Source organism: Arthrobacter sp. Rue61a, from assembly GCF_000294695.2.
In the GTDB taxonomy this organism is placed as follows: Bacteria; Actinomycetota; Actinomycetes; order Actinomycetales; family Micrococcaceae; genus Arthrobacter; species Arthrobacter aurescens_A.
Window position 1 is genome coordinate 2,970,590 of record NC_018531.1, and the last position, 21,373, is coordinate 2,991,962.

Sequence of the window (21,373 nt, forward strand, 5' to 3'; positions counted from 1 at the left end):
CATGATGACCGGCAGGCACACCATGGAACAGCACAGGCACACGGTAGAGGGCACGGATCCCGGGCTGTTCGTGGAAGTCCACGAGCCGGCCACCGACGGCGGCCTGCGCCCCGTCCTGCTTATCCACGGCTTCTCTTCCTCCACGAAACTGAACTGGGTGGACAGCGGCTGGATCACCACCCTTCAGGACGCAGGCCGCCGGGTCATCACCGTGGACCTGCCTGGTCATGGCCGGAGCCACTCCCCTGAGGATTTGGATTCGTACACGCCCAGCCGCATTCGTGCTGACCTTCTCCAGATAGTCAACGACGCCGGGGCGCGGCCCCTGCGCGACGGCGACCCGTCCACGGGACTCGACGTCATTGGCTACTCGCTCGGTTCCAGGCTGGCGTGGGAGTTCGGCGCCACCCAGCCGGACCTCGTTCACCGCATCGTTCTGGGCGGGCCGAGCTCGGCGGACCCGTTGGCAGCTTTCGACCTCGTGGCCGCACAGCGGCATCTGGCCGACGGCACACCCATTGAGGACGGGTCCACGGCAGGCCTGCTGAAGATGGCGCAAATGCTTCCAAGCAACAACCTGTTTGCCATGTTGTCGCTCATCGAGGCCATCAAGGGCGAACCTTTCGATCCTGCGGAGGCCGCCCCTCACATGCCACTGTTGCTCGTGGCCGGGGAGAAAGACGAACGGGCAGCCACCATGCCGGAGCTGGCCTCCATTGCCGGCAAACGTGGCGGCATGGTGGAGACCTTGGTGATCCCGGGACGCACCCATACCAATGTCATAACAAGCCGGGCGTTCAAGGAAGCTGCCGTCGGGTTCCTCGGCGTGTAGGAGCCCGGCGTATAGAACGGAAATAGCTTTGCGGGCGGCTGGTACTCCTGACTGACGTCAGCGGGCCAGCCGCTCGGCGTTCAGGCTCATGCGCTCCAACACACTCAGGGCCATCGCGTACTCGTCGATGCCTATGCCCATGGACAGGTCCTGACGCGCGTCTTCCACCAAGCGTTGGGCCTCGTGGTATTTTTCCCTTCCACGTTCGCTCAGCGCCAGCCTGTCGTCGATCATGGTGATCATTCCCCGCCCCACCAAGGCCGCAAGTTCGCGTTCGCGTAGCCGGGCATCGCCGCCCCACAGCGGCTGCAGGATGTCCTCCAGTCGATCAGGCCGCATGGCACCCTCCGACAGCGTGCCCAAGGTGTGCCATTGGCGCCGGGTGAGTTTGATCCGGGCCAGGGTGGCGTCCAGCTGGATTTCCAATGCGGCGTCCAACCTCTTGATCCAATATCCGATGGGCTTGTTCACAAGGCCATGCTTTCAGTGGGGGCGCCACCGGGCAAGGTGTGGACTGTAGGCTGGGAGTGCAACGAATTACGTGGAAGTGGAGCAGATGGGCATGCGTTTCAAGGACCGTGCGGAAGCCGGTCGACGCCTGGCTGAAGGACTCCCCCAACTGAGGGAGCGGCCGGACACCATCGTCCTGGGCCTGGCCCGTGGCGGAGTCCCGGTAGCCGCAGCCGCGGCCGCGGAACTGTACCTGCCGTTTGGCGCCGTGCTGGTCCGCAAACTGGGTATTCCGGGGCGTGACGAGACCGCTTTCGGGGCCCTGGCGTGGTCGCAGGGCGATGTCCTTCGGATCGTTAACAGGCCCTTGAAGGAGCTCGTCCTGGCCCACGGAATTTCCCAGTCAGCCTTGGACTCCGTGGAAGCCCATGAACGGGCCGAGTTGATCCGCCGCGCCAACCGCTACCCGGGTATCGGCCACGATCTCCGCGGAAAGACAGTGGTGCTGGCCGACGACGGACTCGCTACAGGAGCCACCATGCGGGCAGCCGTGGAAGCCGTCCGGTCCGGCGGTGCCAGCACCGTCATCGCCGCAGTGCCGGTTGCCTCCCTTGAGGCCTCGACGTCGCTGGCCCGGGTCTGCGACTTTGTGATGGCATTGCACACGCCCGGCAAGTTCCATGCAGTTGGCGCGTTCTACGACCGCTTCGAGCAGTTGTCCGACGCCGACGTCGTAGGCCAGCTTGAAGGCGCCGGGGCCAGCGGCCGTAAGTAGCCGCCGTCGTGATCTAAACGTAAAGACGGGCGCGGTCCCCTGGGACCGCACCCGTCTTTTATGCTTTTTTGCAGCTTCTAGTGGTGGACGCTATATCCCAGCGGACGGCCACGGGTTTCCTTGGCCAAGATCACGCCAATTGCGGAGATGACGCACAGAACCATGATGTAGATGCCCACTGATCCGGACCACTTGGTGGTATCCAGGAGAGCTTGGGCAATGAGCGGAGCGAAAGCGCCGCCCAGGATTGCACCCAGCGCATATCCGATGGAAATTCCCGAGTATCGGACTTGGGCAGGGAACATCTCGGCGTACATGGCGGACATAGGACCGTAGGACAGACCCAATCCGATAGTGAGGACAAACAGTGCGGTTCCATAGAGCAGGATGTCCTTGGAATCGATCAGCACGAACATGGGAATCATCCACGCGAAGACCAAGCCGTAACCGATCAGGAACGTCTTGACGCGACCAATCTTGTCTGACAACCAACCGCCCACCATGGTGAAGATGAGCCAGCCGAAGGACGCAATGGTGGTGGCCAGCAAGACCTGCGGCGTAGGCATCTTCAACGTACGTGTGGCGTAGGAGATGAAGAAGGCGATCAGCAGGTAACCGGCCGCGTTATTGGCGATGAAGATCAAGGCAGCAAGAACAACTTCCTTCTTGTTCTTGCGGAACAGTTCACCCAGGGGTGCCTTGCTTTCGGCCTTGCGCTGGGCGATCTCCTTGAAGACAGGGCTCTCACCAACGGCGCGTCGAATCAGGTATCCCACCACGATGAGGACCACGGACAGCAGGAACGGCACGCGCCATCCCCAAGACGCGAAGTCTTCCTTGGACATCCCCGACTGCAGCAGGAACAACAGACCGGTGGCCAGGATCATGCCGATCGGAACACCGATCTGCGGGTAGGCGCCGAAAAGTCCGCGCTTCTTAAGCGGCGCATGCTCCACAGCCATGAGTGCAGCACCGCCCCACTCGCCACCGGCCGAGAACCCCTGGACCACGCGCAGCGTGATGAGCAGGATAGGCGCCCATACGCCGATGGTTGCGTAGGTGGGCAGCAAGCCGATCAGCGCAGTGGCAGCACCCATCATGACCAGTGTCATGACAAGCACGGCCTTGCGGCCCATCCTGTCGCCGAGGTGTCCGGCGACAAAGGCCCCGAGAGGACGGAACAGGAAACTGATGCCGATCGTGGCGAACGACAGGAGCTGGGCCACTCCCGGGTTGGACTTCTCCAAGGGAGAAAGGAACAACGGCGCCAACAGGGTGGCGGTGAGCTGGGCGAAAATGAAGAAGTCGTACCACTCAATGGTGGTGCCCACCAACGTCCCGGCCAGTACCCTGCGCTCCTCGCGCTTGCTGCTGGGTCCTGACGGAGAGTCGACAGTGGAAGTTGCGGTCATTGGAACTCCATGGGGTGAGAGTGACTGGTCGGCGCTTGACTTGCATTAACCGACAGAACGGTCAGTTAGGAAAGAATACTACATCCTGTGACCCAAAGCACAGACCCCTGGGCTTTGGGCCACCATAGAATGGTTCGCATGAATCCCCGCAGCGACGTCAAGGGTCCACCGGAAGCAGCAACGCAGGTTCCGCCGTCGCAAACGCTCTCACGCGGTATCCGCGCGTTGGAGATTCTCGCCGCAGCCGAACGCCCCCTCAGCATTGCCGAACTCACCGAGGCCCTGGGCGTCCACCGGTCCGTGGCCTATCGAATCCTGCGGACGCTGGAGGATCACTCGTTGCTGGTGCGCGACGACTCCGGACGCGTTCAACCAGGCCCCGGACTGTCGGTCCTTGCCCGCGGAGTGTCACGAAACCTTCAAACGGCCGCACTGCCCGAGCTCACGCAACTGGCGAACACGCTGCACATGACCGCTTTCGTCGCAGTGTGGGACCACCAGGAATGCGTCAACCTGGTGACCGTTGAACCACGGCACTCCGGGGCCGCCCTCGCCCAACACCCCGGGAACCGCCACCCCATCGCCACCGGCGCCCCGGGGATAGCCATCCAATCAACCATGACGGAAGAACGCTGGCAGCAGGTAGGAGCCGGGAACCCCTACCGGGCCGAAGCCCACGAGGCCCGCCGCCTGGGCTACGCAACCAGCCATGACGAAGTGATCGCCGGGCTCTCCTCCATCGCTGCCCCCATCCGGGTTCCCGGCGGACGGCCGGCAGCGATCGCCGTCGTCTATATCCGCCTGGACCAGGACGCCGACGCCGTGGGCAAGGCGCTGGCCGCCAGCGCAGCCCGGATCGAGAGCCAGCTGGCCTGAACCCTTCTTCGCAGGTCAAGTGACGTGCCCCACAGCACAAGACGGCAGCCGTGGCAAAGCGAATACTCGAAGAAGGACCGGACACACCGTCCGGCCTTCTTTCGAGCACGAGAAGGAACCCATGAGCCTGAATCTCCTTGATACCTCCAACTGGCTGCCACTGGATGGCCTGGCCCCCGGCTTCGACGCCAACAAGGCCCCCACCGTGCAAGACCTAGCAGGAACACAGTTCTCCGTCCGCAACGACGGAGGACCCATGACGTTCAGCTTCGACGATGAAGAAGTTCAATGGGCTGCCGCCGGTCATTCAGGAACCGCCCCCTATGAGGCCTTCTTGGTAGCCGAGGGACTGTACTACGCCCAGTGGCAGAGTCAGACGGATCCCGAAATCGCAGTTTCCCTGGTCCTGGACCTGCTGCACGGCAGGGCCCTCTTCATTGGCGCGGCGCTCGGCAGGGCATCAGCCTCCAGCGTCGCCGTCCACCACGATTTCCGCCCCGGCACACTCGATGGTCACCACAGCACGGGGGCGGAAATTTCAGAGAGTCACGCACTTATTGGCCGCCGCGTTGAATGGGTCTACAGCGAATCGCACGCATATGAGCACATCTACCTCAGCCCCACCTGGTACACGTGGCAGTGCCTCGCCGGTCCGGAGCGCGGACTGGCGGACACGGACTCGAACACCGTTTTTCAGGTCCGGCCCGGAATCTTCGTGTTCACCTGGCGCGAAAAAGTCATACCGTGCGGCTCAGTCACCATCGCCGACCACCGGGATCCCCACGCCATCAGGTCCCACGGCAGCCTCTTCGGCTGGGACGAGGCAGGCACGGAACCCGTGCACTTCACCTTCGGTGCCCACGGCCGCCTGATCAGCATCAGCCGGCACAGCCCGGAACTTGATCCGGCCAAGGGGATGTAGCCCTAGGGGAAGACAACAAGAAAGCCCCGGTGAGCGTTACGCTCGCCGGGGCTTCCTTTGCTAGTGGCTGGGTATCAGCTTTCAGCCCCATGGCCGATCCGGGCGTACAGTGCCGGCTGCGAGCGCCGCAGACGCAAACCCCAGATGACACCAACCACTCCGGGCAACAGGACCAGCATCGGCAAGACAAAGGTGACAGCCGTCGATTCGGTCTGTCCCAGCAAAACGTTGAAGTTGGCCATGATGAGCACAAAGACGATGGCCAAAAGCACAAAGCCCAGGCCCGGAGCGATCACCCTGACCCACAGGCTTGCCCCATGCTGCTGCCGGCGGAAGAACCCGATCACCGCCACCGATACCACAGTCATCAGCAACACCAGGCCCATGGCCCCGCTGTTGGTCAGCCAAGTGAACATGGTCAGCACGGGGTACAGTTCGCCGAGCTCGGAACCGGATCCCGCAACGGCGAAGGCCAAGGTCACGACGACGGCAATCACCGTCTGCGCCAACGAACCGGCGAAGGGTGCCCCGCTGCCCACCCGGACTTTGGCCAGCGTTGACGGCAGGACGCGCTCGCGGCCGAGAGAGAAGAAGTAGCGGGCTACTGCGTTGTGGAAGCTGACCAGAGCGGCGAAAAGGCTGGTCACAAAGAGGATCTGGGCGATGTCGCTGAGCAGCACACCGCCGTGAGTGCCCAGAAAGGCAAAAATCATGTCGGGGCCGCTGGTGGTGGCCGCCTCAATCACAGCGGACGGCCCCGCCCCCACGGTCATGGCCCAGGCAGAGACTGCATAGAAGACTGCAATGATCCCAACGGCAGCGAAGGTGGCCCGGGCTACCGTGCGCTTGGGGTCCTTGGATTCCTCACCATAAATAGCGGCCGATTCGAAGCCCATAAAGGCGGCGATGCCGAACGAGAGAACGGCTCCGATGCCGGGAACGAACAGGCTTTCGGGGCTGAAGGTTGCTGCATTGATGCCCTCCGGAGCTACGGCGAGGCTGATGACGTCATACACGATGACCACCAGGAACTCGAGGGCCACCAGGATGCCGAGCACCTTGGCGGACAGGTCCACCCTGTTCACGCCCAGCCACCCGACGATTGCGATGCACACCAGCACGGGAATCCACCAAGGAACGCTCACACCAAGCCGTGCGGACAGCAGCGAGGAGACCGTGAAGCCAAACAACCCGTAAATGCCCACTTGCATCAGGTTGTAGGCCATGAGGGCAATCAGCGACGCGCCCACGCCTGCCGGCCGTGAGATGCCTTGTGCGATGTATGCGTAGAACGCTCCTGCGTTGGTGACGTAACGGCTCATGGCCGCGTAGCCCACAGCGAACAGCGCCAAAATTGCACCCAGGATCAGAAATGACAGCGGCACGCCGGTGACACCGGTGACCGCAAAAGTGGTGGTGACACCGCCCGCCAGCACGGTCAGCGGCGCCGAGGCCGCGATAATCATGAAGGTTACTGCCGGTACGCCCAGCCGCCTCTTGGTGCCTACGGCTCCGGCCGCCCTGCCCTTGACGGGGTTGTCGTCGCTCATAGTGTGCTCCTGCCTCGGTGCCGCGGGAGATTGCGCGGCACGGTGTCTGTCATTCCGCAATCTTCCACCGCAGGGCCGCGGCGTGACTTGTCTCACACGGCAGGGTGTTTGTCGCTGCACGCAAGCACGGACGTTGGCAGGCCCCGGTGTAGAATCGTGGGCAAGCTCACGTCCGCGCCCTTGGCATTCCCGCCCTTGTGGCAGCGGCGCCGGGGGCCATGGAAAAGGAGTTTGATGACCGTCGCGGCTGATACGGGCCCCGCAACCGTGGACACCATCGTGGCGGAGTCGTTCCAAGAGTGGAGCAAGGCGATCTCCAGCTCTTTCGTACCCCTGTTGGCTACGGGCCCAGGCAGTTCATCCTTCCAAGGTGCCACCTTCCACGGCATCATGCGCGCGCGAGTACTGGGGCAGATCTCTGTGGTGGAAATTACGGCCGGGCCCCACACCGTCCTGCGCACACCGGAGCTGATTGCCAAGTCCACGGGGCGCTTCTTCAAGCTCAGCATCCAGCTCGCAGGATCGGGCCGCCTCATTCAGGACGAACGCGAGGCGGTGCTCCGCCCCGGTGATCTTTCCATCTACGACACCTCCCGCCCGTATCAACTAACGTTCGACGACGACTTCCGTACTTTGGTGCTCATGTTCCCGCATGTCTTGTTGGACTTGCCGGCCGAAGCCATGGGACATGTGACCGCTTTGCGGATTCCGGGCGATGAGGGCCTGGGCGAACTCATCAGCCCCTTCCTGGTGAAACTGGCCGACAACCTCGAGGCCCTTTCCGGCACCAATGGGCTGCGGTTGGTCCACAACGCGTTGGACCTGGTCACCACACTTTTCAACGGTGAACTCGATCAATTGATCGAGACAGGCCGGGATCCACATCTATTACTGCTGGGCCGCATCCACGACTACATTGAGGCCAACCTCGGCGATCCCGAACTCTCCCCCGGAACAATAGCCGCTGCACACTACATCTCCACGCGGCATCTGCACGACCTCTTTCAGGAAATCGGGACCACGGTGGCCTCCTCCATTCGTCAACGCCGACTCGAACGCTGCCGGCGGGACCTCAGGGATCCTGTGCTGGCAGATCGACCTGTGACGGCCATCGCGGCGCGGTGGGGGTTCACCGATGCCGCCCATTTCAGCCGTATTTTCCGCGCGGCTTTTGGAAACTCCCCCACCGGCTACCGCAACAGCCACTGACGGCGCGCTGGACCAACAAACCCAGCGGCCGTCATCGAGCTGATGGCTACGCCGCCGCCGTCGGAGCCGTGCCCTGATCCGCAAGGGCTGCCATCTCTTCGAGCATGGTCCGCAACAGCCTGTCTTCCAATCCGGCGTAAGCAGGATCTCCCGCACGGTTGACCAGCTCCCCGGGGTCTTCGCCATGATCGTACAGTTCCGTGATCCCGGTGCCGAAGTAGCGGGTCAGCCTGCCCTCAAAGGTGATGACCGTTCGCATACGGACAGGTCCTGGCAGTCCATCCAAGCCAAATGGTTGCTCTTCCTCCACCAGGAGCGAGTCCCGATGATGCTCGGTGTCCCCCTGAAGGAGCGGCACAAGGGAGCGTCCCTGAATTCCCCTATACCCCTTGGAGCCGGCGAGCTCAAGAAGGGTCGGGGCCAGGTCCGCACTGGAAACCAAGGCCTTAGCGCGCCGGGGTGAGGTGCCCGGAAGGTGCACCACCAACGGAACGTTGGTCACGGCGCGGTAGTGGACAAAATGCTTGAGCATGAGGCCGTGGTCCCCAAAGAGATCGCCATGATCGCTGGTGAACACCACAATGGTGTCGTCGGCCAGTCCTTGGCGGTCCAGCTCGTCCAGTATCCGACCAATGTGCTCGTCCATCATGGTGATCAGGCCGTACTGGGCGGCCGCCGCGAACCTGAACTGTTCCTCCGTAGCCGCCCATGTCATGGTTGGGTCCATATTCGGCTCACCGCGGTGCTCCATCATGTTCCTGACATGCTCCGGCGAGCCGGAATGGTCCTGCTCGAAGCCCAGCGGGAGCGGCAGATCCTTTGGGTTGTAAAGGTCTGAATAGCCTGCCGGTGGCGAGAACGGGTGATGCGGGTCAGGGAAGGACACGAACATGAAGAACGGCTGGTCCTGGCCGGCAGCATCCTTCAAGTGCTCGATCGCCTTCTCGCTCACATAGCTGGTGGGGTGCACATCAGCCGGGATAGCCGTCTGATACACCTGATCCCACCCCCCGTACGTGCTGGACGAATTTCCCGGACCTCCCAGCGTTTCGGGGTCAACGCCGCGTTCCCGGGCCCAGTGCACGTAGTGTCCTCCGGGCCGGTCCCCGTGGCCAATCACGAGGTCCACATGCTGGTAGCCGTAGTAGTCTGCCGGGAGTGGAATGAAACGGGCATCGTGGGCGTCGCGGTTCTCCCATTGATCCCACCCCGGGGAAAGACCCTGACGGCGGGCGTCGCTGATCACGGCGTCCAGCAACAGGGGATCTGTTGCCCGGATCTCCTCGGCCTGGTGCGGCTCGAACTCCCAGCCCATGTTTTGATGGTGCAGCTTTCCCACACCCACCGTCCGGTAACCACCCGCCCCAAGGGATCCGGGAACTGTCCGGGTCAGCGGGTCAAGGGTGATGCCGTTGCAGCGGGTCCCGTGCGCGGAGGGCCACCTGCCGGTCATCAGGCTGGCCCGGTTAGGCATGCACGTGGGGTTGGCCACCGTCGCATTCTCGAAAACAACGCTCTTGGCTGCGAGCGCGTCCAGGTTTGGCGTCTTGACAGTGGCGTTGCCGGCAAAACCCAGGTGGTCGGCCCGGAGCTGGTCCGCGATGATGAACAGGACATTGGGCCGGCGGTTGGCGGCTGTCCGTCGCTGCCCCGTCATGCGGGCCTCTTGATGAGCGACAGCACTTCGGTTCGCTGCCGGGCGAACTCCGGCAAGGAGCGAGTAGTGATTTGATCGCGTGGTGCCGGCAATTCCACGTCCACCACCTTGAGGACGCGGGCGGGCCGGGACCCGAGGACCACTACGCGGTCCGCAAGGTAGACAGCCTCGTCGATGTCGTGGGTGACCACCAAAATAGTCATGTTGAAGTCGTTCCGGATCTTCAAGCACAGGTCCTCCAGGTCAAACCTGGTCTGTGCGTCTACTGAAGCGAACGGCTCGTCCATGATGAGGATCTCGGGCCGGTACGCCAGCGCCCGGGCGATCGCCACGCGTTGCTGCATGCCGCCGGACAACTGCCACGGATATTGGTTGTCGGCATGGGAAAGTCCGACGGCGGCCAGCGCACTATCGCAGCGCTCCTTCAGTTCCGCTGCGGGCAACTTGAGGTGCCGCAAGGGAAGGACCAGGTTCTTCCGCACGGTGAGCCATGGCATGAGCGAGCGGTTGTAGTCCTGGAACACCAGCGCCATCTCCGGTGGCGGACCGCTGATGGTTCGCCCGTCAATTGCTGCACGTCCGCTGCTTGCCGGATGAAGCCCGGCCAGGCATTTCAGGAGTGTCGTCTTTCCAACCCCTGATGGGCCGACGATGCAGACAACCTCGCCGGCATCCACGGTGAAGGTGAGGTCTTCGATGACTGTGCGTGATTTGTCGCCGCTGCCGTAGGTCTTGGCGAGGTGCGCCACGTCCAGCCGCGGTGTGGTCGCACTGATGCGGGTTTCTGGTTGCTGTGCCATGGTGGACTTTCTGTTTCGGGTGGGAAGAACCGGGACCTGCCGGGCGCTCATGCTGCACGCGCCATGCGACGGGATCCGATGTACCAGGACAAAACCTTGCGCTTGAGAAGGCTGAACAGGATGTTGACCAGGAATCCGATGACACCCAGGAGCAGGATGCCGGCCCACATGTCAGCGGTCATGAAGCTCTGTTGTGCCAGCAAGGTCATGGCTCCGATGCCCTGCGAACTGCCGAGCATTTCGCTGGCAATCATCACGATGAAGGCCACTTGAAGGCTCACCTGCAGACCGGAGAAGATCTGGGGCATCGCCGCTGGCAGGAGGACATTGAGCACCCGTTCCTTTCGGCTGAGCCGGTAAACCCTTGCGACGTCCATGAGATCGTTGCTGACACTCCGGATGCCGTCCACTGTGGCGATCATGGTGGGGAACAACGCAGCCAGGGCAATGCTGGTTACGCGCATTTGCGTACCGAAGCCGATGAGGGAGATGAAGATCGGCACCAAGGCCACGGGAGGTATACCGCGCAGGAAGTGGATCAACGGATCGATCATCCACCGGGCCGGAGGGACCAGCGCCGTGACGAACCCGACCCCGATGCCGGCCACCGCTGCGATGGCGAAGCCCAGGAACAGGTTTCCCAAGCTGAGAAGGACATCGGACTGGAAGTGGTCGAACAGCCACAGTTCCTGAAAACGGATCAGGATGGTTTCCAGCGGAGGAAAGAAAGGAGCGGCGGAGTTGGCGGATAGGAACCACCATGCCGCAAGCAGCAGCACCGGAGTTCCTGCGCCGATCACCCAGTTTCGTATTGCGACGTTTCTCATCAGGGCACCACTTCCCGGTAGGACTCATGCCAGTGCAGAACCCGGCGCTCGGCCAACCGGGTAGCACCTTGGAACAACAGACCCAGAACACCGAGGACAATTACCAATCCGTAAAGACTGGCGTAGTCACCTGCCGCTTGTGCCTGGTAAATGCTTTGGCCCAGGCCCGGACCACCGCCGAGGAGGCCTGCCACCACCGTGACCACCAAGGCGGCAGGAGCTGCCACCCGCATAGCCGTACCGATGTAGGGCATGGCACTGGGCAAAACCACCCGTGCCAGAATTTCTCCTTCGCCCATGCCGTAGGAGCGGGCAGTATCGCGTGCCACGGGGTCGGTGCCCTGCACGCCGTCAACGGTTTGCATGATGATGGGGAGCAGGCATCCGAACACCACCAGGAAAAGCGCCATCTCAGCAGTAGGACCAAGCACCAGCACCGCTAGGGGGAGGATAACGATCGGCGGGACTGGTTTCAGGAATTCCAACACGGCCAAGGTGGCATACCGGACGGATTCGAAGCTGCCTATCAGCAATCCGAGGACTACTCCCGCCAAGGCCGCCAAAGCCAACGCGAGCAATGCGATGCCAATGGTGGCGCCAAGGGCGGACCAGAAAGTGCCTGTACCCAGAATGGTCGCGAGGGTGGTGAACACTGTTGTGGCCAGTGGGAGCGCGTTTCCTGCCACGTTGGCCGTCGCCAGGACCTGCCAGATGACAAGGGCTCCGGCGATGCCCAAGGCGCTGAACGCATAGGGGCGGATGGATGCTTTCATGATGAATCTCCCATGTCGCTTACGGCCTACTTGCCGAAAATTACGTCAGCCGGCAGCTTCACAGGTGCACTCAGGAAGCCCAGCTCAGCGAGGTTTTTGTTGGCGCGTTCGATGTCCTCGAGGCGTACCTCTTCGGGCCAGTAGTTCACGGCACCGGATTTCACGACCTCCAGCGGAGTCTTGGTGATTTCGGCGCTGAGCTGCTGTGCTTCATCGATGTGGCCGTTGGCGTATGCGTTCGCCTTGTAGATGGCCGCCTTGAACCCCTCCAACGCCTTCTCCTTGGACTTCACCGTGTTCGCCCCTGACACCCAGAGGCCAATCGCGCCCTGTTCAAAGAACTCGACGCCGGGCGAGGCCAGAAGCCTGTTGCCTTCTGACGCGGCCTTGGACGTGAATGGGGCAACCAGGGATGCCGCATCGACTCGTCCGGAGTTCAACGATTGGAGTGCCGATGACGGATCGAGGACCATCCAATTCACCTTGGCGGGGTCCCCACCGTCGTCCTTGACGAGCTTGCTGACTGTAACCTCCAGCTGTGCCTTGCGGGCTGGAACACTGACGCTCTTTCCTTCCAGGTCCTTCGGCCGGTTGATGGTGGACCCCTGCTGCACCAGGAGGCCGGTGTCATCCACGCGGTTGAGGTCCGCCCCCTCACTAGCCCCGTCCTTGTAGCCATCGGCTGCGGCGATGATCTTGAGCGGTACGTTCTGGCTCAATGCATTCAAAAGCGGGACGGAGGGAGTGTAGGTGAGATCAATCTGACCGCTCTGGGCAGCTGCAATACCGGCAGGCGGGTTGGCAATGACAGAAATCTCGACGTTGAGACCCTGTTCCTTGAAATAGCCTTTGTCAGCCGCGAGGCGGATACCGGCGTCCGAACCTATACCGATGGTTCCCACCTTGAGGGTGGTGGTCCCGTCCGCAGCGGGGGCGGTGGCTGGGCCGGAACCGCCACCGCAGGCGGCCAACGTCATGGACAAAACTGCGGCCAGGGCCAAGGGAATGGTGCGTCGCATGGTGCTCCTTGAATCACGAATGGTTGGAAGAGAAATGTTCTGTCTGGTTGATTGGTGGCCTACGCTGATCGGTGGACTACGCGGCCACCGCTCAGGGTGAGCCTGACCTCAGTGTCGAGGAGCTTTTCAATGTCCTCGTCCACCGGCCAAGGGTTGGAGAGCAAGCACAAATCTGCTGTCATCCCGGGTGTCAAAGCACCCTTGAAGTGCTCCGCGTGGTCTTGCCAGGCAGCGTTGGTGGTCATGGCAGCCAACGCCTGCAAGCCAGTAATCCGCTCCGGATCCTGCGGACTGCCTGGCTGGGAACGAGTGGCTCGGCGGACGGCTGCCACCACGGTTCGCCGCCAATCGGTACTGGTGACGGGAGCATCCGAGGCAAGGTTGACATGAACTCCGGCTCCCAGTGCTGACTTCAGGGGCTGGTGCCGGGAGAAACGATCCTCACCGAGGACCTGGCGCATGATGTCACCGGCCTCTTGGCGGATGAGGGGGTTGGTGCTGTAACCAATGCCGTGGGAAGCCATGGAGTGAAGTGTCCCGAGATCATCGAAGGCCCCATGGATGATGTAGTGGCGATTCCCTGATGACAATGAATGCGCCGCGGCTCCCTCAGCTGCTGCGATGATCGCTTCAACGGCGGCTGCGGCGGCTGCGTCCCCTGTGGCGTGGACCCCTGCTTGCAACCCGGCGTCGTTGATGAGCCCCAGTATTCTGTGCAGCTCCGCAACCCGCTCGGCGTCAGTGGCCCCCTGGATCACCAGGCTGCCGTGCGTGCATGCCTTGCCATACGGTTCACTCATCCACGAGGTGCCGCTGCGGGGGATACCATCGGCGAAGATTTTGACACCCGCGATCCGCAGCTGCTCAGGATTGATACCGCGGTTCAGGTAGGTAGCGGCAAGTCCGCTGCGCAGGCCTGCCTCAACCGCCCTGGCATTGGCTCCCCCGGTTCCCGCGAAGAGCATCAGGACGTTGATCCTCAGCGTCAGTTGGTTCGCCTCGGCGAGATCGCCCAGCAACTCCAGTGCCGCCGTCGAACCTGCACCATCCATGAGTCCGGCGCTTGCCGGACCCAGGCCAGGATCGGTGAGGGAGGTGATACCGAGTGCATGCAGCTGCTCCTGCAAGGCAAGCAGAGCCGGCCGCAAGGTGGATTCGGGAACCGGCGGCATTGCCCGCGAGAGAAGTTCCATAGCTCCGTCCTGGAGCAGGCCGGATGGGCTGCCGTCGGAAGTCCTCGCCACCACGCCGCCGTGAACATCCGGCGTCGCGGCGTCAACGCCTGCCCTTCTCAGCGCTTCCCGGTTGGCCAGCAACTGGTGCCCTGTACTGTCGAACGCCACTACGGGGGTTTCCGGCCTGACTTCGAGCAGGAATCCTTGGGCCGGGCCCAGCAGGGCTTCGTCCCAGCCATGGGCACGTACCCAGCCGTCCTCACCCGCAGGTGCTGCCTCCAGGACGTCGACGACGGCCGCCCAATCAGGCGCCACGGCCGGATCCAGTCGGGTATAGCCGTAGGCGGCCATGGCCGCGGAGACGAAATGCAGGTGAGCATCGTTGATTCCGGGGATGACCGCCCCGCCGGCGGCGTCGATAACCTGCGTGTCGGGGCCAATCGACGGGCTCACCGCGTGGTGGCCCAGCGCCGCAACGCGGCCGCCCTTGACAGCGACGGCATCGCTCACGTGATGTGGTGCCGCCGGGTCCATGGTGTGGACCGAGGCATTCACGATCACCAGATCAGCGAAATCTTCCATCGGTTCTCCTCAGGTCACAGCATCCAAAATGTGATGCAGACAACGTTCCTGAAAGAAGTATGTCGCTTGACTGGGTCACTTGACTAGGTTTTGACGTAAAATTTCTTTCGGAGGACTTTTCCACCTCCCCGGCACGGCCGAAACGACGCCACGGCGGATAGCGCCTACGATCGATGAGACCGCCTGAAAGAGAAGAAGGTGCATGAATGGCCAGGGTTCCCGCTGAGGAGAGGCGGCTGCAGTTCGTCGAGGCCGCAGCAAGGGTGATCGCCCAGGACGGCCTCGCCTCTGCAACCACACGACGAATCGCCAGTGAAGCCGAAGCCCCGCTTGCGGCACTGCACTACTGTTTCCGGAGCAAGGACGAGCTCCTTGAAGAGGTCTATAACTTCCTCAGCAGGGACTACGCCAAGGCCCTGGAGCCTGTGGCTGATCCTGGAATGGGATTGCGCCACATGGTGGGTGTGCATGCCAGACGCATCTGGAGCCGTATGCTGGAAAACCCCCATGAGCAGGTCACAACTTTCGAACTGCTGCTTCGGCGCTTCCGCGTAGAGGCCGAAGACCAGCCGCAGGCCTTGCTCATGAACCGCTCCATGTACGACGGCTGGGTCAACTCAACGCTGGAGCTGTTCCGTGCAGCCGCGGAAGCCGCCGGCGAACCTGTCCCCGCCAACCTGGAGGACATCACGCGCATGTTCATTTCCGGGATCGACGGCATCAGCATGCAGCATTTGGCCGACCCCGACGACGAACGGTCACTCCGGTTGGTGGAACTCATGGCCTCGTCCCTCGCCGGAGCGCTCCACTACGACTGAGACTGGCGCTTCATCACCAAGGACGTGACTACGCCCAGCAGCAAAAGGCCGGCGGCCGCCGCCATGGAGACGACAAACGCCGCACCCGGGCCTTGCGTTTCAGCCAATTGCCCGGCCAGGTAAGAGCCCAGCGCAGTTCCTGCCACGATTCCGCTGGCGAGGGCTGTCATCACCGTTGCCATGCGCCCTGCCGGTGCTACCACGCCGCCGATGCTGAAAACGGTCACCATCACGGGCCCCACGGGAATGCCCAGTATCAGCAGGACAAAGATCATGGGCCAGATACCCGCCGGGAGAAGCAGCAAGAGCGACAGAACGGACATCGCCAAGGCTGCGGCAACCCAGCGGGAAGCCAAGCTGAACCGTTGCGGCCAGAATGCCACCGAAAGCGCTGCCACGGCTGAGCTGAGGCCCATCACTGCATACAGGAGTCCAGCGATCTCGGCAGTAGCGTACTGGGCGGAAAAGGCACTCAGGGCGTTCTGCGTTGCACCGAAAAAGGTACCCATGCACACCATCGCGACAACCGGAACGGCCACCACGGCTCCGGCCCAACGGCTACGCCGCTGCGGAGCCACCGAAGAGGATTGCTCGCTGTAAGGCCCCTGTCCACTGGGAGTGACGACGCCGGCCCGAGGCTTCCGAGGCGCGGGCACCACCGCATGCTGGCTTGGATGGACCGCAAAGGCAGGAACCAAGGTGATGGTCATGACGGCAGCCAACGCGAGCGGCAACCACGGCGCCACCATGCTGGCCAGAACACCTACCAAGGCAGGGCCCAGAACGAAGGTGATCTCGTCCGCGGTGCCTTCATAAGACAGGGCGGTGTCCAGGTCAGCCCGGTTGGCTGCGACGCTCCTGCCCCCGCTGCCGGCAGAGGAAGATAAATTGCGGGTGGTCAACGCCATCCAGCGGACACGGGCCATGGGACCCACCTGCGGGCAGCTGGCTCCCGCGAGGAAGGCTGCGATGAGGACACCGACTGCATCGCCCACCGAACCGTAGCCGGTGGTGAGGTATGCCGCGGCGAGGAGCCCCGCAACGGCAAGCGTATTCACCACCGCTGCCACGAGGAGGACGATCCGTTGTCCGGCCCGGTCGGCCAATGAGCCGAGCACCGGTGCACCCAACGCCGAGCCAATGCCAACCGCTCCGGCCGCCATACCGCCGATCGCGTAGGAGTTGCTGACGGCGGTGACCAACGTCAGGGTGCCGACCGTCAACATGGCAAGTGGGAGCCGGGCAAAAAGGCCCAAAGGCAGGAAACCAGGTCCCGCTAATTCCGGCAGCCGCGCAAAGCGCCCCGGCAGGCGTGAGGGGCGTGAAGGAGCCGGTGACAAAGGCTGTGAAACTACTGAAGATTTTTCCATTAATCCGGGTTCGCTAAAGTGTGCGCATCGTCCCTCCTCCCGATGCGCGCGACCCGGTGTAACGGGTTAAGTCTATCGGATCCGTCTCAGACCGGACCCGCTTCGGCAATCCGCACGCTTGAACCGTGCCTGCCCTTAACCACCTGCAGCTGATTGGTGATGCGTTGCTTCATCTCCCCCACGTGACTCACAAGGCCAACTACCCTGCCGCCGTCGCGCAATCCCTCCAAGGCATCCATCACTTGTTCCAGGGCCTGGTCATCGAGGCTGCCGAAGCCTTCGTCAACAAACAGGGTCTCGATATCCACGCCGCCGGCCTCCTGCTGGACCACATCGGCGAGGCCAAGCGCCAAGGATAACGACGCCATGAAGGATTCACCGCCCGACAACGTGGACGTGTCCCGCCGCTGCCCCGTCCACTCGTCCACAACTTCAAGCCCAAGCCCGGACTTTGCGCCTCTGGCAGCCTTAGCGTCCGTGTGCTGCAACGTATACCGGCCATCGCTCATGGCTACAAGGCGCTCGGAGGCCGCGGTGGCCACCTGTTCAAGGCGTGCCGCCAAGACGTAGGCGTTCAGGCTCATCCGGTAGCTGTTGTCGCCCGATCCCCTCACGGTATCGGCCAGCTCAGCCAGCATCTGCGCCCGGTTCCGCGGCTCCCTTCCGGCTTGCGCCAAGCTTTGGTACTCCGTCCGAAAACGGGCAACAGCGGCCGCCGATTTTCCAGCAAGCCCGGCCGACAAAGCCTTGGCCCGTGCATCGTCCGCGGCATTCGCAGCATGAAGCTTCGATTCGGCAAGTTCGGCTTCTCCCAAAGGATGTTCTCCAATGCTCGCTTCCTTGGCAGCGAGGACGAGGTCCTCACTGCCAAACAACTCATCCAGACGGGATGACTCAGCATCGAAATCGGCCAGGTCCTTTTCCAGGCCCACAACATCGGCGGGAGAGAGGATCTCCCGGCGGGCGTCGTCGGCCGAGGCGAACCCGGATTTCGACAAAGCTTTGTCAAGGGATGCGGCAGCGTCTTGCCTCGCTTGTTCGGCTCGTTCCAGTTCGCGGTCTGCATCCACAGCTGCCTGCAGGAGGCCGCGTTCAGCCTCGAGTGCTTCCAAACGATCGCGCAAGCTCGAAAAGTCGCCCCTCAAGCCAGCAAGATCCGTTTCGAGGGCAACACATTGCTCTTGGAGTACGTGGACAGCCGCCGACGCCTGCGCCGCTGCTCCCACGGATGCATCGTGCTCTTCCTGCGCGAGTACGATGCGCTTGATGAGGGCCTCGTGCCGGACACGAAGTTTCTCCAATGAGGCTTCCGCCGTACGTGCGGCCAAGGCCGCGGCCTGGGCATCTGCAAGCGTGGACTCTGCGGCGGCAGCATCGGCTGAACCACCCTGTGCCACCAGTCCGGCGAGCACCTGCGCTGCCGAGGAAACTTGCTCGGCGAGGAGCCCCAGGGCTCTTTCGCTCGCCTCAAACCGTTCCCTGGCCTCTTCCTCTTCCTGGGCCAGGGAAAGTGCTGTTCGCACGGCTTGGGCGGGGTTGGGGTGTTCTTCGCTTCCGCAAACAGCACATGGCTTACCGCTCTCCAACGCGGCGGCCAGTTCCCCCGCTGCGTTGGCTAAACGCAGTTCGCGGACGTCAAGCCACTTCTGCCGGAGATCCTGCGATGCGGACCGGGCGTGCAGATGCTTCCCGGTGATCACATCCAATTCGCTGGCAGCAGTTGCGTGGCGGGCCACAATTCCCACCAACTCGGCCGCAGCCGTAGCCTCCCGTTCACGTTCGGCCAGTTGGTCAGCCAAAGGTTCGAGCGGCTGGATCTCCAGCTCCACGGCGGACACTTCTTCGCGCAGCTGGTCCACCACGGTGGCCGCAGCTTCCGCAGCGGATAGATGTTCCGCCAGTTCACCACGCCTGGCCGCCAGGCGGACTGTGATCCCTTCCAAGCGCTGTTCTTCTGGCAGCCTGGCCTCAAGGACTGCGCAACTCGCCTTGACGGTTTCCAGGGCAATGGTGGGCTTTGCTGCATCCAGGCCCGCGGCATCAAGCTTCTCGCGAAGACCGGCAGCCCGCGCAGACGCCGTGTGGAGTTTGCGCGCTGCGGAGTCAACTGCTTCCAGTTGGCCGCTGAGAACAGCGGCGCGTCGGTGCTTCCCCAGCATTTCCTTGTTCTCCAAGGCACGGGGCGCTGCAAGTTCAAGCAGGACCCGCCGCTGCATCGCGGCACCGAGACGCCCATGCCGCTGGGACTTCTCCTGGGCCTCCTGGAAATGCTCCATAAGGCGGGAAGACAGGGATTCTGCCTCGGCGGCCTCGTTCTGCCGCCGCTTCCATTCAGCTTCTACTTCTGCCTCTACCCCGGCAAGCCAGGCCTCAGGCTCCTGTCCTGGTTCCGTCCCTGCGGCCGAAGTGTCAGCGGCGGGAAGGCCCAGCTGGTCCTGTTCCGATGCAACGCGGTCCAGCAGTAGCTTGAGCTCTGACGCGTTCTCCTGCACGGCACGGGCGGCCTCGGCAGCTTGGTGAACGAGCTGGCGTTCAACCGCTTCAAATCGTTGTGTGCCGAACAATTTTTGGAGGAGTTCCAGCCGGTCATTGGCCTTGGACCTCAGGAATGCGGCGAAGTCTCCCTGTGGCAGCATCACCACCCGGGTGAACTGCTCCCGGTCCATTCCGAGGACGTCCGAAAGTTCGGCCCCAACCTCGTCATTCCTGGAAGATTTCTCCTCCCAGCTCCCGGCGACGCGCTCCCTGAGGAGGGTCTTGGCTTGCTGGGTAGTGAATCCATTGCGTCCGCGGGCGCTGGGCCGGTCCCAAGCGGGCGACCGCGTCACTTCAAAACGGCGACCCCGCGCGGAGAACTCACAGACCACGCGAGGCTCCGCACCTGGCGCCGCATGATCGCTTCGTAGCCGTTTCCCTTCCTGGCGGGCGCCGGGAACGGACCCGTACAGGGCGAAGCAGATGGCATCCAGAATGCTGGTCTTTCCGGCCCCTGTGGCGCCGTTGAGGAGGAAAAGTCCTTGGGCGCTCAAATGGTCGAAGTCAATATGCTGGGGCGTTGCAAACGGACCGAAGGCTTCGATGTCCAAACGATGAATTCTCACAGTTCGGCCTCCTGCAGGCGGACAGCTTCAAGGGCTTCGCGCAGTGCAGCTTCTTCTGCATCGCTGGCGTCGCGGTCCCTGACGTGGTCCAGAAAACCACAGCAGACGCCAAGGTCGTCTTCTGCCTCGGCGAGCCGATTGCTGTAGCTGGTTGAGGTCCGCGCCGCAGCACCCTGGGGATCGAAAGAGAGCACCAAAGTGTCAGGGAAACGGGTGCGCACCCTCTCCATGGCCTGTGCCGGCCGCTGCGTATCGGTCAACGTGATCTGGCAGTAAGCATTCTCTGCCCACGCGTGCTCTTCGGCGCCCAGCAGGTCGTCCAGCGTCCCGCGCAAGGTGGCGAGGGCTTTGGGGGCTTCCCACAGAACTTCCTCAACAGCGACCACGCCGCCGGCGTCGAGGTCTACCAGCCAGGCACCCTTGTGGTGCTTGGCTTCCGAGAACGAATAGGCCAAGGGAGAGCCGGAGTACCGGACATGTGGAGCCAGCTCCTGCCGCCCATGGAGGTGACCCAATGCTGTGTAGGCGAAGTCATCAAAGAGATCCAGTGGAACCGCGCCCAAGCCGCCGATGCTCAGATCCCGTTCGCTTTCCGAGGTAATGCCCCCACTGGCAAAGGTATGCGCGAGGACCACCGGATACACGGGTCCTGATGCACGGCGCGCCTCAACATCACGCCGGATCCTTTCCACTGCGGCCAGGGTCACATCAAAATGGTTGGCGTTCTCAGCACCCAACCGTTCAGCCACGAGCCGGGGCTCAAGATAGGGGATTCCGTAGACGGCGACTTGGCCGTTCAGTGTGCTGTTCTTGGCATTCTCATCGCCTCCGAGGGGGAAGAGGACTGGTACATCAATGTCCTCCACCTTGGTCCTCAGGTGCACTCCCCCGCGTTCCAGCAGACGGGATGCAAAGCCCAACCTGATGGCGGAGTCGTGATTGCCGCTGGTCAGGACGACGCCGGCCCCTGCCTGGGTGATGCGCACGAGGGCGTCATCAAGCAGTTTCACCACGTCCAGGCCAGGCAAGGCGCGATCGTAGACATCCCCTGCAATCAGCACGACGTCAACGGACTTGGATTCCACCAGCGACACCAACTGGTCCACGAAGTTGCGTTGGGCATCAAGCATGCCAACGCCGTGGAATGACCGGCCAAGGTGCCAATCAGAAGTGTGAAGTAACCGCATATTCTCAAGTTAACCGGGGGCACCGACAATAAAGCGCA

At 62.7% G+C, this 21,373-nt stretch carries 18 protein-coding genes; 6 read left to right on the forward strand and 12 right to left on the reverse strand.

What is annotated here, in order from left to right:
* Window position 1: 1 nt before the first annotated feature.
* On the forward strand, window positions 2-832 hold the full coding sequence (locus ARUE_RS13495; RefSeq protein WP_014922134.1) for an alpha/beta fold hydrolase: 831 nt from the start codon (window positions 2-4) through the stop codon (window positions 830-832).
* A gap of 57 nt (window positions 833-889) precedes the next feature.
* Here ARUE_RS13495 and ARUE_RS13500 read toward each other — a convergent pair whose 3' ends face one another.
* A complete protein-coding gene (locus tag ARUE_RS13500) occupies window positions 890-1,303 on the reverse strand; it encodes a winged helix DNA-binding protein (protein ID WP_011775205.1) in 414 nt (137 codons plus the stop codon).
* Between the two features lie 70 nt (window positions 1,304-1,373).
* Here ARUE_RS13500 and ARUE_RS13505 point away from each other — a divergent pair, with 70 nt between their 5' ends.
* On the forward strand, window positions 1,374-2,057 hold the full coding sequence (locus tag ARUE_RS13505; protein ID WP_014922135.1) for a phosphoribosyltransferase: 684 nt from the start codon (window positions 1,374-1,376) through the stop codon (window positions 2,055-2,057).
* 77 nt (window positions 2,058-2,134) lie between these two features.
* On the opposite strand, the gene ARUE_RS13510 is transcribed toward ARUE_RS13505, so the two are convergent.
* Window positions 2,135-3,469, reverse strand: a complete 1,335-nt coding sequence (locus ARUE_RS13510; protein WP_011775207.1) for an MFS transporter — start codon at window positions 3,467-3,469, stop codon at window positions 2,135-2,137.
* 129 nt (window positions 3,470-3,598) lie between these two features.
* On the opposite strand from ARUE_RS13510, the gene ARUE_RS13515 reads away from it, so the two are divergent.
* Both ARUE_RS13515 and ARUE_RS13520 read left to right on the forward strand, forming a co-directional pair.
* Window positions 3,599-4,345 (forward strand): IclR family transcriptional regulator, encoded by a 747-nt coding sequence (locus ARUE_RS13515; protein ID WP_014922136.1) that lies wholly within the window; start codon window positions 3,599-3,601, stop codon window positions 4,343-4,345.
* 19 nt (window positions 4,346-4,364) lie between these two features.
* Window positions 4,365-5,267 (forward strand): MoaF C-terminal domain-containing protein, encoded by a 903-nt coding sequence (locus ARUE_RS13520; RefSeq protein WP_014922137.1) that lies wholly within the window; start codon window positions 4,365-4,367, stop codon window positions 5,265-5,267.
* Window positions 5,268-5,341: 74 nt separating this feature from the next.
* Here ARUE_RS13520 and ARUE_RS13525 read toward each other — a convergent pair whose 3' ends face one another.
* Window positions 5,342-6,817, reverse strand: coding sequence for an APC family permease (locus tag ARUE_RS13525; RefSeq protein WP_014922138.1), 1,476 nt, complete (start codon window positions 6,815-6,817; stop codon window positions 5,342-5,344).
* 234 nt (window positions 6,818-7,051) lie between these two features.
* Here ARUE_RS13525 and ARUE_RS13530 point away from each other — a divergent pair, with 234 nt between their 5' ends.
* Entirely contained in the window at window positions 7,052-8,026 is a 975-nt protein-coding gene (locus tag ARUE_RS13530) for an AraC-like ligand-binding domain-containing protein (protein ID WP_014922139.1), read from the forward strand.
* 46 nt (window positions 8,027-8,072) lie between these two features.
* On the opposite strand, the gene ARUE_RS13535 is transcribed toward ARUE_RS13530, so the two are convergent.
* The 6 genes from ARUE_RS13535 to ARUE_RS13560 are packed head-to-tail and all read right to left on the reverse strand — an operon-like array spanning window position 8,073 to window position 14,859.
* Complete coding sequence (locus ARUE_RS13535) at window positions 8,073-9,683, reverse strand: sulfatase-like hydrolase/transferase (RefSeq protein WP_014922140.1); 1,611 nt, start codon at window positions 9,681-9,683, stop codon at window positions 8,073-8,075.
* Complete coding sequence (locus ARUE_RS13540) at window positions 9,680-10,534, reverse strand: ABC transporter ATP-binding protein (RefSeq protein WP_014922141.1); 855 nt, start codon at window positions 10,532-10,534, stop codon at window positions 9,680-9,682. The genes ARUE_RS13535 and ARUE_RS13540 overlap by 4 nt, the downstream gene beginning before the upstream one ends.
* Window positions 10,531-11,310, reverse strand: a complete 780-nt coding sequence (locus ARUE_RS13545; RefSeq protein WP_043470409.1) for an ABC transporter permease — start codon at window positions 11,308-11,310, stop codon at window positions 10,531-10,533. The genes ARUE_RS13540 and ARUE_RS13545 overlap by 4 nt, the downstream gene beginning before the upstream one ends.
* Entirely contained in the window at window positions 11,310-12,083 is a 774-nt protein-coding gene (locus ARUE_RS13550) for an ABC transporter permease (protein WP_011775215.1), read from the reverse strand. The genes ARUE_RS13545 and ARUE_RS13550 overlap by 1 nt, the downstream gene beginning before the upstream one ends.
* 26 nt (window positions 12,084-12,109) lie before the next feature.
* Window positions 12,110-13,102 carry an ABC transporter substrate-binding protein gene (locus ARUE_RS13555; RefSeq protein ID WP_014922143.1) on the reverse strand — a complete coding sequence of 331 codons (993 nt, stop codon included), beginning with the start codon at window positions 13,100-13,102 and terminating at the stop codon, window positions 12,110-12,112.
* A gap of 59 nt (window positions 13,103-13,161) precedes the next feature.
* The gene (locus tag ARUE_RS13560; RefSeq protein ID WP_014922144.1) at window positions 13,162-14,859 is read right to left on the reverse strand and encodes an amidohydrolase; all 1,698 of its coding nucleotides are present in this window, start codon (window positions 14,857-14,859) and stop codon (window positions 13,162-13,164) included.
* Between the two features lie 206 nt (window positions 14,860-15,065).
* Between ARUE_RS13560 and ARUE_RS13565 the strand changes: the two genes are divergently transcribed.
* Window positions 15,066-15,677, forward strand: coding sequence for a TetR/AcrR family transcriptional regulator (locus ARUE_RS13565; RefSeq protein WP_011775218.1), 612 nt, complete (start codon window positions 15,066-15,068; stop codon window positions 15,675-15,677).
* Here ARUE_RS13565 and ARUE_RS13570 read toward each other — a convergent pair.
* From ARUE_RS13570 to ARUE_RS13580, 3 genes are all read right to left on the reverse strand, one after another.
* Entirely contained in the window at window positions 15,668-17,047 is a 1,380-nt protein-coding gene (locus ARUE_RS13570) for an MFS transporter (protein ID WP_014922145.1), read from the reverse strand. The two genes, ARUE_RS13565 and ARUE_RS13570, sit on opposite strands and share 10 nt — an antisense overlap.
* Before the next feature lie 86 nt (window positions 17,048-17,133).
* The gene (locus tag ARUE_RS13575; protein ID WP_043470412.1) at window positions 17,134-20,148 is read right to left on the reverse strand and encodes an AAA family ATPase; all 3,015 of its coding nucleotides are present in this window, start codon (window positions 20,146-20,148) and stop codon (window positions 17,134-17,136) included.
* Window positions 20,145-21,335, reverse strand: a complete 1,191-nt coding sequence (locus ARUE_RS13580; protein WP_014922147.1) for an exonuclease SbcCD subunit D — start codon at window positions 21,333-21,335, stop codon at window positions 20,145-20,147. The genes ARUE_RS13575 and ARUE_RS13580 overlap by 4 nt, the downstream gene beginning before the upstream one ends.
* Between the last annotated feature and the right edge of the window lie 38 nt (window positions 21,336-21,373).

Excerpts from the sequence above, each read along its gene's own strand:
- ARUE_RS13495 (WP_014922134.1), top strand. The coding sequence starts at position 2 with ATGATGACCGGCAGGCACACCATGGAACAGCACAGGCACACGGTAGAG.
- ARUE_RS13510 (WP_011775207.1), bottom strand. The coding sequence starts at position 3,469 with ATGACCGCAACTTCCACTGTCGACTCTCCGTCAGGACCCAGCAGCAAG.
- ARUE_RS13515 (WP_014922136.1), top strand. The coding sequence starts at position 3,599 with ATGGTTCGCATGAATCCCCGCAGCGACGTCAAGGGTCCACCGGAAGCA.
- ARUE_RS13525 (WP_014922138.1), bottom strand. The coding sequence starts at position 6,817 with ATGAGCGACGACAACCCCGTCAAGGGCAGGGCGGCCGGAGCCGTAGGC.
- ARUE_RS13530 (WP_014922139.1), top strand. The coding sequence starts at position 7,052 with ATGACCGTCGCGGCTGATACGGGCCCCGCAACCGTGGACACCATCGTG.
- ARUE_RS13535 (WP_014922140.1), bottom strand. The coding sequence starts at position 9,683 with ATGACGGGGCAGCGACGGACAGCCGCCAACCGCCGGCCCAATGTCCTG.
- ARUE_RS13540 (WP_014922141.1), bottom strand. The coding sequence starts at position 10,534 with ATGAGCGCCCGGCAGGTCCCGGTTCTTCCCACCCGAAACAGAAAGTCC.
- ARUE_RS13545 (WP_043470409.1), bottom strand. The coding sequence starts at position 11,310 with ATGAGAAACGTCGCAATACGAAACTGGGTGATCGGCGCAGGAACTCCG.
- ARUE_RS13550 (WP_011775215.1), bottom strand. The coding sequence starts at position 12,083 with ATGAAAGCATCCATCCGCCCCTATGCGTTCAGCGCCTTGGGCATCGCC.
- ARUE_RS13555 (WP_014922143.1), bottom strand. The coding sequence starts at position 13,102 with ATGCGACGCACCATTCCCTTGGCCCTGGCCGCAGTTTTGTCCATGACG.
- ARUE_RS13560 (WP_014922144.1), bottom strand. The coding sequence starts at position 14,859 with ATGGAAGATTTCGCTGATCTGGTGATCGTGAATGCCTCGGTCCACACC.
- ARUE_RS13565 (WP_011775218.1), top strand. The coding sequence starts at position 15,066 with ATGGCCAGGGTTCCCGCTGAGGAGAGGCGGCTGCAGTTCGTCGAGGCC.
- ARUE_RS13570 (WP_014922145.1), bottom strand. The coding sequence starts at position 17,047 with ATGGAAAAATCTTCAGTAGTTTCACAGCCTTTGTCACCGGCTCCTTCA.
- ARUE_RS13580 (WP_014922147.1), bottom strand. The coding sequence starts at position 21,335 with ATGCGGTTACTTCACACTTCTGATTGGCACCTTGGCCGGTCATTCCAC.